General features: G+C 35.7%; 12 protein-coding genes and 1 other RNA gene. 1 reads left to right on the top strand and 12 read right to left on the bottom strand.

All coding sequences use genetic code 11. The annotated features are described in order from the left end of the window. Positions 1 to 52: 52 nt before the first annotated feature. Together ssrA and smpB are read right to left on the bottom strand one after the other, a co-directional pair. Positions 53 to 403, bottom strand: a transfer-messenger RNA (tmRNA) gene (ssrA, locus tag JOD07_RS13255). An 11-nt stretch (positions 404 to 414) separates the two neighbouring features. Further along, positions 415 to 888, bottom strand: coding sequence for an SsrA-binding protein SmpB (gene smpB, locus JOD07_RS13250; protein ID WP_158741753.1), 474 nt, complete (start codon positions 886 to 888; stop codon positions 415 to 417). Between the two features lie 217 nt (positions 889 to 1,105). Here smpB and JOD07_RS13245 point away from each other — a divergent pair, with 217 nt between their 5' ends. Beyond that, positions 1,106 to 2,056: a S41 family peptidase gene (locus JOD07_RS13245; protein WP_158741754.1), complete on the top strand. Its 951-nt coding sequence runs from the start codon at positions 1,106 to 1,108 to the stop codon at positions 2,054 to 2,056. 24 nt (positions 2,057 to 2,080) lie between these two features. Here JOD07_RS13245 and JOD07_RS13240 read toward each other — a convergent pair whose 3' ends face one another. The 10 genes from JOD07_RS13240 to JOD07_RS13195 form a co-directional block, all read right to left on the bottom strand. Then, the gene (locus JOD07_RS13240; RefSeq protein ID WP_158741755.1) at positions 2,081 to 2,809 is read right to left on the bottom strand and encodes a class I SAM-dependent methyltransferase; all 729 of its coding nucleotides are present in this window, start codon (positions 2,807 to 2,809) and stop codon (positions 2,081 to 2,083) included. A 1-nt stretch (position 2,810) separates the two neighbouring features. Then, positions 2,811 to 4,997, bottom strand: a complete 2,187-nt coding sequence (gene rnr, locus JOD07_RS13235; protein ID WP_158741756.1) for a ribonuclease R — start codon at positions 4,995 to 4,997, stop codon at positions 2,811 to 2,813. 117 nt (positions 4,998 to 5,114) lie between these two features. Continuing rightward, on the bottom strand, positions 5,115 to 5,384 hold the full coding sequence (gene secG / locus JOD07_RS13230) for a preprotein translocase subunit SecG (RefSeq protein WP_243144646.1): 270 nt from the start codon (positions 5,382 to 5,384) through the stop codon (positions 5,115 to 5,117). A gap of 145 nt (positions 5,385 to 5,529) precedes the next feature. Then, positions 5,530 to 6,852, bottom strand: coding sequence for a phosphopyruvate hydratase (eno, locus tag JOD07_RS13225; RefSeq protein WP_158741757.1), 1,323 nt, complete (start codon positions 6,850 to 6,852; stop codon positions 5,530 to 5,532). A gap of 48 nt (positions 6,853 to 6,900) precedes the next feature. Continuing rightward, a complete protein-coding gene (gpmI, locus tag JOD07_RS13220; RefSeq protein WP_158741758.1) occupies positions 6,901 to 8,445 on the bottom strand; it encodes a 2,3-bisphosphoglycerate-independent phosphoglycerate mutase in 1,545 nt (514 codons plus the stop codon). Between the two features lie 25 nt (positions 8,446 to 8,470). Further along, positions 8,471 to 9,223, bottom strand: coding sequence for a triose-phosphate isomerase (gene tpiA, locus JOD07_RS13215; protein WP_158741759.1), 753 nt, complete (start codon positions 9,221 to 9,223; stop codon positions 8,471 to 8,473). A gap of 13 nt (positions 9,224 to 9,236) precedes the next feature. Then, positions 9,237 to 10,436 (bottom strand): phosphoglycerate kinase, encoded by a 1,200-nt coding sequence (locus tag JOD07_RS13210; RefSeq protein ID WP_158741760.1) that lies wholly within the window; start codon positions 10,434 to 10,436, stop codon positions 9,237 to 9,239. A gap of 94 nt (positions 10,437 to 10,530) precedes the next feature. After that, positions 10,531 to 11,517 carry a type I glyceraldehyde-3-phosphate dehydrogenase gene (gene gap, locus JOD07_RS13205; RefSeq protein WP_158741761.1) on the bottom strand — a complete coding sequence of 329 codons (987 nt, stop codon included), beginning with the start codon at positions 11,515 to 11,517 and terminating at the stop codon, positions 10,531 to 10,533. Between the two features lie 81 nt (positions 11,518 to 11,598). After that, entirely contained in the window at positions 11,599 to 12,630 is a 1,032-nt protein-coding gene (locus JOD07_RS13200) for a sugar-binding transcriptional regulator (RefSeq protein WP_204614290.1), read from the bottom strand. Positions 12,631 to 12,873: 243 nt separating this feature from the next. Then, positions 12,874 to 14,517, bottom strand: a complete 1,644-nt coding sequence (locus tag JOD07_RS13195; RefSeq protein WP_204614289.1) for a Na/Pi cotransporter family protein — start codon at positions 14,515 to 14,517, stop codon at positions 12,874 to 12,876. Between the last annotated feature and the right edge of the window lie 261 nt (positions 14,518 to 14,778).

Here is a 14,778-nt window from a genome sequence, read left to right as displayed (position 1 = left end):
AAAGCCTTACTCAAGTTTTCACCGAGTAAGGCTTTAATTATATGGATATGTATGGTGGAGGTGAGGGGAATCGAACCCCTGTCCGAAAATCCATATATCGTGGTCTCTTCCATCATAGTCGTTATTTTAAATTTCCCTCGGTAAGACGCCTAACGACAGGCTTCAAACCTCGGTAGCTTCATAGATACGATCATCTCCGCAAAGCTTAGGAGAGAAAGTTGCCCACTAGTCGGTGCCTCATCTTAGACCGTGGGTTATCTAAGAGAGACAGCTGCTTTAATTAAGCAGCAAATGCAAAATTATCTTCTGCGTTTACTTTTAAGTTCCAGATTTTTACGCAGCTCTGGAATCTGCGGATGGCTGCCCCAATATACGTGACTCCCGTCGAAACCAGTACACCCCCATGATAGAAGGTTAATATAGATTTTTAACCTTGAAGTCCTTTTCTGCTTGACGTCTTTGGTCTTTTTTAGCTATATCCTCTCGTTTGTCATATAGCTTCTTACCTTTTGCAACGCCTATTTGAACTTTCACCAGGCTTCCTTTGATATAAATCTTTAAAGGAACCAAAGTATAACCTTTTTGTGTTACAGCACCCAAAATTTTATTGATTTCCCGTCTGTGAAGGAGCAGTTTTCTTGTTCGCAATGGGTCTTTATTAAAAATATTGCCTTTTTCATAAGGATTGATGTGCATGTTATATATGAAAACTTCTCCGTCTTTTACACGAACAAAGCTTTCTTTGATACTTGCTTTACCCATACGCACAGATTTTACCTCTGTGCCAACGAGAACAATCCCTGCTTCATAGGTATCTTCAATAAAGTAATCATGATATGCTTTTTTATTTTGTGCTATGAGTTTGTATTCGGATTCTGCTTTTGGCATAACACTACTCTCCTAATTTTATCGCTTTAAAGGGTGCAGAATTAATTATAACATATTTATTATGTTTTTCAAGGTTTTTCACATTCCTTTTTTTGTAATTTAAACCAGTTATAAAAAATCGATTTTTGTAATACATTAAAATAATTATTGTATTTTGTCTAGTTATGACATACACTAATAGTATGAATTATCTATAATATCCACAGGAGGATTTATCATGTTTCGAAAAAACAGACCTTTGTTTATTTCTATGGACCAGCAATATCGAAAGCTAAAACGAAAATTTTATACTCTTCTTTTCCTGTTTGTTCTGTTTATTCTTGGGACATCCTATTATCTTTATTTAAACTACGACTATTTTGCATTCAAACATCTCATCAGTCAAAATTATATATATACGGATACATTGGATGAACTTTTTAAAAAAGAACTGAATCGGGATGTAAACGGAGAATACTATAAAAACTTCGATAATCTGGTTCTTTCTATAGTCACCAGAGAAATAAGGGAATTAAATGGTGATCAATATACATATCAATATCTTCCTGAAAACTATAAGAAAACTAAGGAAGCTGAAAAAGAAGAAGCAAAGAAATCCTATGTCGAAGAAATTTCTAAAGACATCATATATCTTAAGGTTACAAATTTCTCAGAATACACCAAAGACTTTATGAAAAAGCAAATTAAGACATTAAAAAATTATCCCAATATCATTATCGACTTAAGGGACAACCTGGGAGGAGATATATTTACTCAATATTATATGAGTGATTTGTTCCTTCCAAAGGATCAAACGATTGCTTATGATATCACTCGTTCTGACTTGCTTACAAGAACTGTAAAAAGTAAAAAGAAGCAAGTTCTTCAATATAATCATATCATTATCTTGCAAAATGGCAACACTGCCAGTGCCAGCGAAGGTTTTATCTCTTCATTGCATGATAACCTGGACAATGTCACATTGATAGGAGAAAACAGTTTTGGAAAAGGAATTGGGCAATTTACTCTGCCTTTGAAAAAGGGTTTTGCCATCAAGGCAACTACTATGCTTTGGAATACGCCTAATAATATTAACATCCAAGGGGTAGGAATCAAACCGGATTTAGAATATGCAAAAGAAGATATCATTGACTATGCAGTCGAATATATCAATCATCAGCAAAAATAAAAGACGAAGAAAATTCTCCGTCTTTTATTTTTTTGCAGTAACAACTGTTGCATAGGAGTTCCATTCATAAGGTTCTCCTTTAAAACTTCCGTACCAATTTAAATTTTCCAGCTTCAACTCTGACAAAATTGCTTTCAATGCTTCATAACGAAGAGGAAACAAGGAAATCACATTTTCAAACTTCTCATTCGTTTTCTTCACTGTTAAAGTAGTTTTAAATCCAACTTTATTTTCTGTTTCATGATAATCATATTCTCTTATAAACGATACATCATCATTTTCTATTGGAGGAAGTTCTGTAATCTTTTGAGTAATGATTCTGTCATAATTGATGATTTGTAGAATAAGCACTCCTCCAGGAGCTAAAAGAGAAACCATCTGCTTAAGAACTGCTTTAATCTGAGGAATTCCCGGTAAATGTACCAGGGTATTGCCTATGCATATAATCCCGTCAAATTGACTTCCGGATAAATTAGCTCCCAAATGTTCCATATTCATTACTTTAAATTCAACTGGAAGTTCTCTACCGTCTAACTTTTCATTGGCCATCTGAATCATTTTTTCATCTAAATCAATACCTAAAACTTTATATCCCCTTTCCCCGAGAAAAATATCCAGTTCTCCGGTGGAACATCCCACATCCAAGATTTTCCCCTTATCCTGTAAAAGATTCTTTTCTATAAAATCTTTACAAGGATTTGAAAGCGGAAAAACTTTATCATAATAAGTACTTAATGTATCATAGAACCCCATATTATATCTCCTCTGCCTCTTTTTCCTCCGTATCATCATCAGGGAATACCAAGGAAAAATCAATCGTTCTTTGAATGGTATCAGCTTTTATAACTTTAACTTTTACCTGATCGCCCAATCTGTAGATTTTTTTAGTTCTTTCACCGATAAATAAATAATGCTGTTCATCGAAAATATAGTAATCATCATCCATATCCGAAACATGCACTAAACCTTCTACTGTATTGGGCAATTCAACATACATCCCCCAGGAAGTAATGCCTGAAATAATACCATCATATACTTCTCCAATTTTGTCCTTCATATACTCTACTTTTTTCAGCTGCTCAGTTTGTCTTTCTGCTTCCTCAGCCACTCTTTCTCTGATGGAGCAATGCTTTGCAACATCAGGCATTTTCTTTCTAAGTCTGTTTTGATTTTTTTCATCCAGTTTTCCATGCAAATTTGCTTTAATAATTCTGTGAATTTGTAAGTCAGGATAGCGTCTTATGGGCGATGTAAAATGACAGTAATACTTTGCTGCCAGTCCAAAATGTCCGTCATTACTGGGCGTATATCTTGCCTGCTGCATAGAACGAAGAACCAAACGACTAATGACATTTTCCTCCGGTTTTCCTTCTATATCTGACAAAACTTTTTGTAAATCTTTTGGATGAATATTGGAAGTTCCTCTGATCCTGTATCCAAAATTGCTGATAAAAGTAGAGAGCTTAAGTATTTTTTCAGGATCAGGATCCTGGTGAGAACGGTATATAAAAGGTGTTCCCTGCCAGAAATAGTCTTCCGCAATAGTTTCATTACATACTAGCATAAACTCTTCAATAATTCTTGTGGCAATGTTTCTTTCATAGGGACGAATATCTATAGGACGCCCTTCTTTATCCAATATAATTTTGGCTTCTTCAAAGTCAAAATCAATTGCGCCTCTTTTATCCCTTTTCTTATTGAGAATAAGACATAATTCTTCCATGAGTTTAAAGAAGTCAATATAATCTTTATATCTCTCCATTAGTTCCGGATCTTGATCTACCAATATCTTTTTAACATTGGTATAAGTCATTCGTTCATTGATATTTATAACCGACTCTACAATCCTATGATTTCGAACAATGCCATCCTCATCAATATCCATTATACAGCTTAATGCCAGTCGATCGACCCCTGCATTTAAAGAGCAAATGCCATTGGACAATTTATGAGGAAGCATAGGAATCACTCTGTCAACCAAGTAAACACTGGTTCCTCGTTTCAAAGCTTCTTCATCAAGAGGAGTATTTTCTTTTACGTAATGGGTTACATCGGCAATATGTACGCCTAATCTGTATAATCCATTAGGAAGTTTTTCAAGAGAAATAGCATCATCTAAATCCTTTGCATCTTCCCCATCAATAGTAACCATCCTGACTTTTCGAAGATCTTCACGATTCTTTATATCTTCTTCCTGTACTTCTTCTGGAATGTTTTGAATCTGTTTCATTACCTCTTCTGGGAAATCCGTAGGCATGTCAAATTGTCTGATGATTGCCAGGATATCTGTTTTAGGATCATTAATATGTCCCAGAATTTCTATGATTTCTCCTTCAGGATTTCTTCTGTCTTTTCCCCAGTCAGTGATTTTTACCACGACTTTGTGTCCGGTAACTGCCCCCAGATTATCTCCTTTAGGAATGAAGATGTCTTTTGCAAAATTTTTATCATCAGGAATGACAAAGCCAAAGTATTTGCTTTGCTCATAGGTTCCTACGATCTTATCAGAACCACGTTCAAGAATTTGAATAATTTCTCCTTCAGCCTTTTTCCCATCCACTGCAGGTTTAGTGATTTTACAAAGAACTTTATCCTTATGCATTGCGCCGTTAACACCTTCTGCAGGAATGAAAACATCTTTTGCATCAGGATCATCCAATATCAAGAATCCATATCCTTTAGCATTGCCCTGAAAGGTTCCGATAACCATGTTTAAGGTTTCAGGAATTGCAAATTTGCCCCGTTTTGTTTTAATGATTTTACCTTCCTGAATCAATTCATCCAGGATTTGCTCGAGTATATCTCTTTCTTTATTTGGAACCTGCAAGATCATGCAAAGTTCTTTAATCTTCATGGGCGTGTAATCTTTATGCTGCATAAAATCCAATATAAGCTGTTTTCTATCTTTTAGTTTTTCATTTAATTTTTCATTTTGATCCATTGTTCCACCTCTTCCTTCGTATTCTAAGGATTTATCTTTAGTATGCTCTAAAAATCAAAGGATAAACATAAAAACGTTTAGTTGCAAAAAACACACTTTGCATATACAAAGTGTGTTTTATTTAATCAAAATATTAAGGATCAAGGCAAGAACAATGAATAATCCTGCACCGATCTTAGTATATTTTTCAAAAGTCCCTTCCAAACTACGCGCTTTGTTTTTTCCCCAATAGGTTTCTGCTGCACCACCTATACTTCCTAAACCTGCTGATTTTCCTTCCTGAAGGAGAACAATAGTAATTAATCCAATAGCCAATAGTACATATATAACAGATAAAATAATTGAAAGTACGTTCACTTCTACACCTCCTATCATCAATGTTTTCATTTTAGCATATCAAAATTTTTTAAGCAAGATGATTTGAGAAAAAAATACTCGGCATTTCTGCCGAGTGATCTCGCTCCATATCAATTTCGTTCCATATAACTAATTCATTCGTTCCATATAATTAATGTGTGATTCATTCAATAAGTTATTTTAAATTGAACCATGCATCCAAACCTAAATATTCTGCTACATCGCCTAATTCTTCTTCAATGCGAAGAAGCTGATTGTATTTAGCAACACGGTCAGAACGGCAAGGTGCTCCGGTCTTAATTTGTCCTGCATTTACAGCTACAACAATGTCAGCAATCGTTGCATCTTCAGTTTCTCCGGATCTATGAGAAACAACTGCTGTCATTCCTGCTCTGTTAGCCATTTGAATAGCATTGAAAGTTTCGGTTAATGTTCCGATTTGGTTTACTTTAATAAGGATGGAGTTAGCAACACCTAATTCAATTCCTCTGGATAATCTTTCGGTGTTGGTTACGAATAAGTCATCTCCAACTAATTGAATTCTCTTACCTAATCTTTCAGTTAACAGCTTCCATCCTTCCCAGTCTTCTTCGTTTAAACCGTCTTCCAAAGAGATAATTGGGAATTTATTTACTAATTCTTCATAGTAAGCAACCATTTCTTCAGAAGTTCTTGCTATTTCCTGACCTTTCATTTTGCTTTCGCCAGGGAAGTGATATTTCTTTGTTTCTTCATTGTATAATTCAGAAGCAGCAGCATCAATTGCAATACGGATATCGTCCCCAGGTTTGTATCCTGCTTTTTCAACTGCATCAATAATAACTTGGATTGCTTCTTCTGATGTTGCTAAGTCAGGAGCAAATCCACCCTCATCACCTACTGCAGTTGATAATCCCTTTTCACTTAATACTTTCTTAAGGCTGTGATATACTTCTGCACACATTCTTAAAGCTTCTTTGAAGGATTTTGCACCAACTGGCATAATCATGAATTCTTGAAGGTCTACTGTGTTATCTGCATGTTTTCCGCCATTCAAGATGTTCATCATTGGTACAGGCATCACTTTAGCATTAAATCCGCCAAGATATTGATATAATGGCATATCTAAAGCTTCTGCGGCTGCTTTTGCAACAGCCATAGATACCCCAAGAATTGCATTAGCACCTAATTTACCTTTGTTTGGTGTCCCATCTAATTCGATCATTTTTTTGTCTATTGCAACTTGGTCAAGAGCATTCATACCGATGATTTCTTCTGCAATAATGTTGTTAACATTATCCACTGCATTTTGAACACCCTTACCTACATATCTGTCTCCGCCGTCTCTTAATTCTACAGCTTCAAAAGCTCCTGTTGATGCTCCAGAAGGTACAGCAGCTCTTCCTACTACTTGTCTTCCTTCTGCATCAACAATAACCTCAACTTCTACTGTTGGATTGGCTCTGGAATCAAGAATCTCTCTAGCAAATACGTCTAAGATTTCTAAATATCCCTTCATTTTGCTTCTCCTTTCAATAATATAAAATTATTATTAAGCAGGTCTTTACTACTTTCTAATGAGAAGAGAATTTCCAGTCATTTCTTCTGGTTTTTCAAGTCCCATTAGGTCAAGAAGAGTGGGGACAATATCTGCTAGTTTTCCACCTTCTCTTAATTCTATTCCTTCACCGGCATTTACCAAGATAAATGGTACTGGATTTGTCGTGTGTGCTGTAAAAGGTTCTCCTGTTTCGTAGTCAACCAATTGTTCTGAGTTTCCATGGTCAGCGCAGATAAACATTTGACCGTCTACTTTTAAGATTGCATCTACTACACGACCTACACAAGCATCCACTGTTTCTATCGCTTTAACTGCAGCACCCATGATACCTGTATGTCCTACCATATCAGGGTTTGCATAGTTAATAATAATGACATCATAGTTTTCAGAAAGAATTGCCTCAACAAGACGATCTGTAACTTCAATGGCACTCATTTCTGGTTTGAGATCATAAGTCGCCACTTTAGGAGATGGAACTAATATTCTGTCCTCTCCTTCGTTTGGTTTTTCTACTCCACCATTGAAAAAGAAAGTCACATGAGCATATTTTTCAGTTTCTGCAAGACGAAGCTGTTTTAAACCTTTTTCAGCCAGATATTCTCCAAAAGTTTTTGTAAGTTTTGTAGGCTTAAAGGCAACAGATTTATTTTTAATGGTGATATCATATTCAGTAAAAGCAACGTACTTCACTGGGAAGAAACCGTTGGCTCTTTCAAAACCACTAAATTCTTCATCACAAAAACATCTTGTGATTTCTCTTGCTCTGTCAGGTCTAAAATTAAAGCAAATAATAGAATCATGAGGTTGAATCATAGCCGTTGGTTCACCATTGGTCAGAATAACTGTTGGAAGCACGAACTCATCATAAACTTCATTTTCATAAGATAATTGCACTGCCTGCACTGCATCTTCGGCTTTTTCTCCGGTACCTAAAACCATCGCATCATATGCAAGTTTTACTCTTTCCCATCTGTTGTCACGGTCCATCGCATAATATCTTCCCATCACGGTTGCAATCTTTCCCACACCGAGTTCATTGATTTTGTCCTGTAATTGTTGAACATAATCTTTACCGGATGCAGGAGGAGTATCTCTGCCATCTAAGAAAGCATGTACATAAACCTTTGACAAACCATGTCTTTTTGCTAATTCCAACAGTGCGTACAGGTGTGTGTTGTGACTATGTACACCACCATCGGATAAAAGACCATACAGGTGAAGGGAAGAATTGTTTTGCTTACAGTTTTCAACTGCACTGAGCAGTGCTTCGTTTTCAAAAAAGTCTCCATCTAGAATAGATTTCGTGATTCTTGTCAGTTCTTGGTATACTATTCGACCTGCTCCAATGTTCAAATGCCCTACTTCAGAGTTTCCCATTTGACCTTCAGGAAGGCCTACGTCCATTCCACTGGCATATCCTTTTACAAAAGGATATTTTTTCATGAGACTGTCGAGTACAGGGGTTTTCCCCTGACATACAGCATTTCCATCACAGCGGTCATTTAATCCAAAACCGTCAAGGATCATCAACACGGTTGGTTTTTTTCTCATTTTAATACTCCTTTTATGAACAATCTTAGTTGTTGTAATTCACAATTTTGCTAAAATCTACTTTCAAGCTTGCTCCACCAACTAAGCCTCCATCAATATTTGCCATTTCAAAAAGCTCTTTTGCATTTTCGGCATTTACACTTCCGCCGTATTGTATGCGAAGTGATTCAGCTACAGAAGCATCATAAATTTCTGCAACTACTTGACGAATTGCAGCACAAACTTCTTCAGCTTGCTCTGATGTAGCTGTTTTACCAGTACCAATTGCCCAGATAGGCTCATAAGCAATGACTACATCTTTCGCTTTTTCTGCTGGAACATCTTTTAAAGCAATTTTGGTTTGAAGTCGAACCAAATCAACTGTAATCCCCTGTTCTCTCTGCTCTAACGTTTCTCCTACGCAAATAATAGGAATAAGGTTGTGTTCAATAGCTTTGAGAACTTTCTTATTTACGATTTCATCGGTTTCTGCAAAATAAGCTCTTCTTTCAGAATGTCCGATAATAACATATTTAACACCTAACTCTACCAACATATTAGGTGCAACTTCTCCTGTATATGCTCCGCTTTCTTCATAATGCATATTCTGAGCACCTACAGCGATGTTTGTTCCTTTAACTGCATCTAATACAGCTGGAAGACAAACAAAAGGAGGGCAAAATACTACATCAACATCTGTAGTATTTACTAAAGGCTTTAATTCCTCTACTAATTTTACCGCTTCTGAAGGAGTTTTATTCATCTTCCAGTTTCCTGCAATAATTTTTTTTCTCATCATAAAGCCTCCTGAATTATTCTTTGTCGTCTGCTGCTGCCACGCCTGGTAATTCTTTACCTTCAAGGAATTCTAATGAAGCTCCGCCACCAGTAGAAATGTGAGTCATCTTATCGCCAAATCCTAATTGGTTTACTGCTGCAGCAGAATCTCCTCCACCGATAATGGTTGTTGCATCTGTTTCTGATAAAGCTTTTGCAACTGCCATTGTTCCTTGCGCGAAGTTTTCAAATTCGAATACGCCCATAGGTCCGTTCCAAACAACTGTTTTAGCATCTTTTACAGCTTCGGCATAAAGTGCTCTTGTTTCTGGTCCAATGTCAAGACCTTCCCAATCAGGCTCAATTCCTCCTCTTGGTACTACTTTAAATGGAGTATCATTTTTAAATTCTTGAGCCACTACATGGTCTACAGGAAGTAATAATTTTACGCCTTTTTCTTCTGCTTTTTGAATCATTTCTTTTGCATAGTCAATCTTGTCAGCTTCTAATAATGACTTACCTACTTCATGACCCAATGCTTTTATGAAAGTATAAGCCATTCCGCCGCCAATAATTAATGTGTCTACTTTATCAAGGAGGTTATTAATTACATTAATTTTGTCAGATACTTTTGCTCCGCCTAAGATCGCAACGAAAGGTCTTACTGGGTTGTTTACTGCATTACCTAAGAACTCAATTTCTTTTTGCATTAAATACCCTACTGCACAGTCTCCTTCGATGAATTGAGTAACTCCAACGTTGGAGCAGTGAGCTCTGTGTGCTGTACCAAAAGCATCATTTACAAATACGTCTGCAAGACTTGCAAGTTCTTTGCTAAAATCATCAATATTCTTAGTTTCTTCTTTACGATATCTTGTGTTTTCAAGAAGAACAACGTCTCCTTCTTTCATTTCAGCAACAGCTTTTTTTGCATTTTCTCCAACTACAGTATCATCTTTTGCAAATACTACTTCTTTTTCTAATAATTCGCTTAATCTTTTTGCAACAGGTGCTAAAGATAATTCTGGTTTAGGTTCTCCTTTTGGTTTTCCTAAGTGAGAGCAAAGAATTACTTTTCCACCGTCATTGATTAATTTCTTAATGGTTGGCAGTGCTGCAACAAGTCTATTTTCATCTGTAATAACACCATCTTTTAATGGTACGTTAAAATCACATCTAACTAATACTCTTTTCCCTTTAACTTGGATATCATCAACTGACTTTTTCTTAAGCATGGGTTTCCCTCCTCAATATTCTCAATCCGATTTATTAAAAGAAGGTCCGGTCCTATAGTCATAACTACAAAACCGGACCTTTTGGTCTACCTAATTATAAACGTTCTGCAATGTATTTTGTGAGGTCAACAATTCTGTTTGAATAACCCCATTCATTGTCATACCAGGAAACAACTTTTACTAAGTTTCCATCGATTACCATTGTGGATAATCCATCAATGATGGAGGAACGAGGATCTTTTTTGAAGTCGATGGATACTAATGGTTCTTCAGTGTATCCTAATACTTTGTCATCAGCAGCAGCTTTTAAAGCAGCATTAACTTCTTCAACTGTTACAGTTTTTCCTAATTCTACAGTTAAATCAACTACAGATACTGTAGGAGTAGGTACACGCATAGCCATACCAGTTAATTTTCCTTTAAGAGAAGGAATAACTTTAGCAACTGCTTCTGCAGCACCAGTTGTTGTAGGAATAATGGATTCAGCAGCAGCACGAGCTCTTCTTAAGTCACTGTGAGGTAAATCCAAAATTCTTTGGTCATTTGTATAAGAGTGAACTGTTGTCATAATTCCTCTCTTAATTTCAAATTTATCATGAAGCACTTTAGCAAATGGTGCTAAACAGTTTGTTGTACAAGAAGCGTTGTCAACGATATGGTCTTCAGCTGGGTTATAATCCCCTTCGTTAACTCCCATAACAATAGATTTTGTTCCTTTTCCAGGAGCGGAGATGATAACTTTCTTTGCACCTGCATCAATATGTAATTGAGCTTGTTCTTTCTTTCTGAAAATACCTGTAGATTCGATTACGATATCTACACCTAATTCTTTCCAAGGAAGATCAGCTGGATTCTTTTCTGCAAGCACTTTGATTTCTTTTCCATTAACAACTAAAGCGCCTTCTTTAGCTTCAACTGTTCCTTCGAATTTGCCAAAGCAAGTATCATATTTTAATAAATGAGCTAATGTTTTAGGATCTGTTAAATCGTTGATTGCTACAACATCCAATCCTTGTGCGATCGCTACTTTAAATGCATTACGTCCAATGCGTCCAAAACCATTAATTGCAATTTTTGCCATTTTTTCATTCCTCCTAATATTTTTAAATTATATTTTAGGTTATGAAGACTAAAATTTGTCCCCATAACATAATACCACAAATTATAATTTTGCACACCTAATAATTTCATTTGCAGCACCTTCATCCATCACAACGCAACCATGCTTGAGCAGATGCCCTGCTGCTTTGATCGCTTGAGCCTTAGAAGTTCCTCCTGCCACTGCAATCATATAAGGAATTTTTTTAATATCGTCTAGCTTAATTCCAACAGATCGGGAAGTATATACAATATTACCACTGGGATCAAAATAATATCCAAATGCCTCTGCAACAGCTTCTTTTCTTCTTAAGAAATCTAAAATAGTCTCTGAGAGTCCTCTTTTTTCTGCCATTTTTAAAGCATTCCCAATTCCAAAAATTAATATGTCTGCTTTTGAAACTTTTTCAAGGGTGTCTTGAATCTCTGGCTCTTTAATAATACTCTCTAAAGATTTTTTACTTAAATGATCGGGAATATTCAACAATTTATATTTTGCCCCTAATTTTTGCGCCAATTCAGAAGCTAAGGTATTGGATTGATATTCTACTCTGTGCCCTACACTTCCTCTGGCTGGCAAAACGAACACATCATCATACGTGCTGCCTAAGGGCTGAATTGCCTTTACCATTTGATTTACCGTACTTCCTCCGGTAATTGCAATGGTGTTTCCCGGTCTGATCATACTTAGCAATAGCCTTGCTGCTGCTTTCCCGATATCTTTTTTAAACATATCATTTTCATCAGAATTTCCTGGAACAATAATCACTTTATTAATATTTAAAATCTTTGAAACCTTTTTTTCCAATTCAGTGAGACCTTTAATTTCATACATTAAATGTTCTAAATCCTGGACAAGAGTATATCCTTCTGAAGTGATTTCCATTCCTGAAGAAGTAACTTTAAGAAAAGCATTTTGTCTTAAGAAATCAACTTCAGCTCTGACGATTCTTTCGGAAAGATTCAAATGAGCTGCCAAAGCTCTTCTTCCTATAGGAGCAGAATATAAAACTGTCTTTAAAATTTCATATCTTCTTTCTAAATCTAAAATTCCTTCAGGAATAATCTTCTGAAGTGTCACATGTAAATTTGTCATATGAACGCCCCTCGGGTACATTATTGTCCCACTGTACGATTTAGGTCCCACATAAGCTAAAAGAAAATATGCAAAAACCTTAAGAATTTGCAAATCGGTAAAATTTAATTCCTTATATGCAAAATAAACCTTCTAAATAAAAAAAGATATTTTGTATCTTCGTTTATATTGTAACGAATATGATACAAAATATCAAGAAAAATTTCAAAAAATATGGTACAAACTTACCTTACTAAAGTCTTATTATTTATGGCCGTCAAGAACTGAAAGAGCAATATTTGACGCATGGTCCGAGATTCTTTCTAAATTGCTTATTACATCAAGGAAGACTACTCCTGATGTAGCACTGCATTCATTTTTAGCAAGTCGTTCTATATGTCTTTTACGAAGTTCCTTTTCCATTTTATCAACCATATCTTCATTAGGCTCTACTGACTTAGCCAATATTGGATCATTTTCTTCCCGTGCCCGGATTGCATCTTCAAAACATTCAATGCATTTTTCAGCCATCGTCCTTAATTCCAGTATTGCTGAATCCGATAACTGTACTTTTTCCTCAATTGCAAACTGAGCCAATTCTGCAATATTTTCTGCATGATCCCCTACTCTTTCTATGTCTCCAACAGTATGAAACAGGCCTGTAACAAGAGAACTTTGCTGTTCATTAATCGGGGAATTTGAAATCTTAACAAGGTATGGTGTAATGGTTCTGTTAAGAACATTAATATTTTTTTCTCTTTTAAATACTTTCTCTACTTTTTTCTCGTCCTTCTCTAGCAAGGCTTCTATAGCCAATTTTGTATTTTCTGCAGCCATGTGCCCCATTCTTACCACTTCTTTAATAGCATTTTCAACTGCAAAAGTAGGTGTTTCAAGAATTCTTTCGTCTAAATGACGAAGACCACTTTCATCTTCTTCATCTTTTCCTCTAACAAATATTCCTGATAAATAAACAAGCATTCCAGCAAAAGGAAATAAAATGATTGTATTGGCTATATTAAAGATCGTGTGAACAATACTTATTTCAGTCATACCAATTAATTCCAAACCAAAATGTGGATTAATAAAATAAAAATATACAACAGCAAGTATTGAGAATATAATTGTTCCTATTATGTTAAATAATAAATGGATGTAGGCTGCCCTCTTTGCATTCTTTGTCGCACCAATACTTGAAAGCATTGCTGTAACACAAGTACCGATATTTTGTCCCATAATGATGTATACAGCAGCACTCCAGGGCACCAAAGAAGCCGCCGCCAAAGTCTGAAGAATCCCTACGGAAGCCGAACTGCTTTGAATGATCGCTGTAACTGCAAATCCTGCGAAAACTCCTAAAAGAGGATTGTGTCCTAAAGTTAAAAATACTTCTGCAAAGACCGGAGAATTTCTAAGTGGCTTAACCGCATCTCCCATCATATCTAATCCAACAAAGAGAATACCAAACCCTGCAATAATTTCACCAATTTGCTTTATAGCTTTTTTCTTCGCAAATAACATCATGACAACTCCAATTGCTATCGCTAATGGAGCCAATTCAGAAGGATTTAACAACTTTGCCCACTCTGCACTGGATACAATCCAACCAGTAACTGTGGTCCCAATATTTGCTCCCATTATGACGCCTGCAGCCTGAGTTAAATTCATTAATCCGGCATTCACAAAACCAACTACCATAACTGTAGTGGCAGAACTGCTTTGAATAATAGCCGTAACACCGGCACCAACCAACACACCCATGAAACGATTATTTGTCAGGATCTCTAACAATTTTTTCATCTTATTTCCTGCAGATTTTTGAAGGCCTTCTGCCATAATCTGCATCCCATAAATAAATAATCCTAAACCTCCAATTAGAGCAAAAATAATCTTGGTGTAATCTTCCATATCTAACCCCCTGCTTTTTTATGTTGTATGCAAACATAAACATTCTAACATGTAGAAAAAAATAAAATCAACCCTATATTGTTTTTTGTAATTTCTTTATGATTTATCTCCAATTTTTTTAGTAATTAATCATATTTTTTATAATTTAATTTATTAAAATTGCCTTTTGTAAAAACAATAATTTCAAAAACTTGCAAAAACAGAATCATTTGCATAATAAAACCCCTGGGATACCCAAGGGTTTTATTAATTAACTTTATA

Origin of the sequence: Defluviitalea raffinosedens, assembly GCF_016908775.1 — a bacterium.
In the GTDB taxonomy this organism is placed as follows: domain Bacteria; phylum Bacillota; class Clostridia; order Lachnospirales; family Defluviitaleaceae; genus Defluviitalea; species Defluviitalea raffinosedens.
This window is presented reverse-complemented; position numbering and strand designations above follow the sequence as displayed.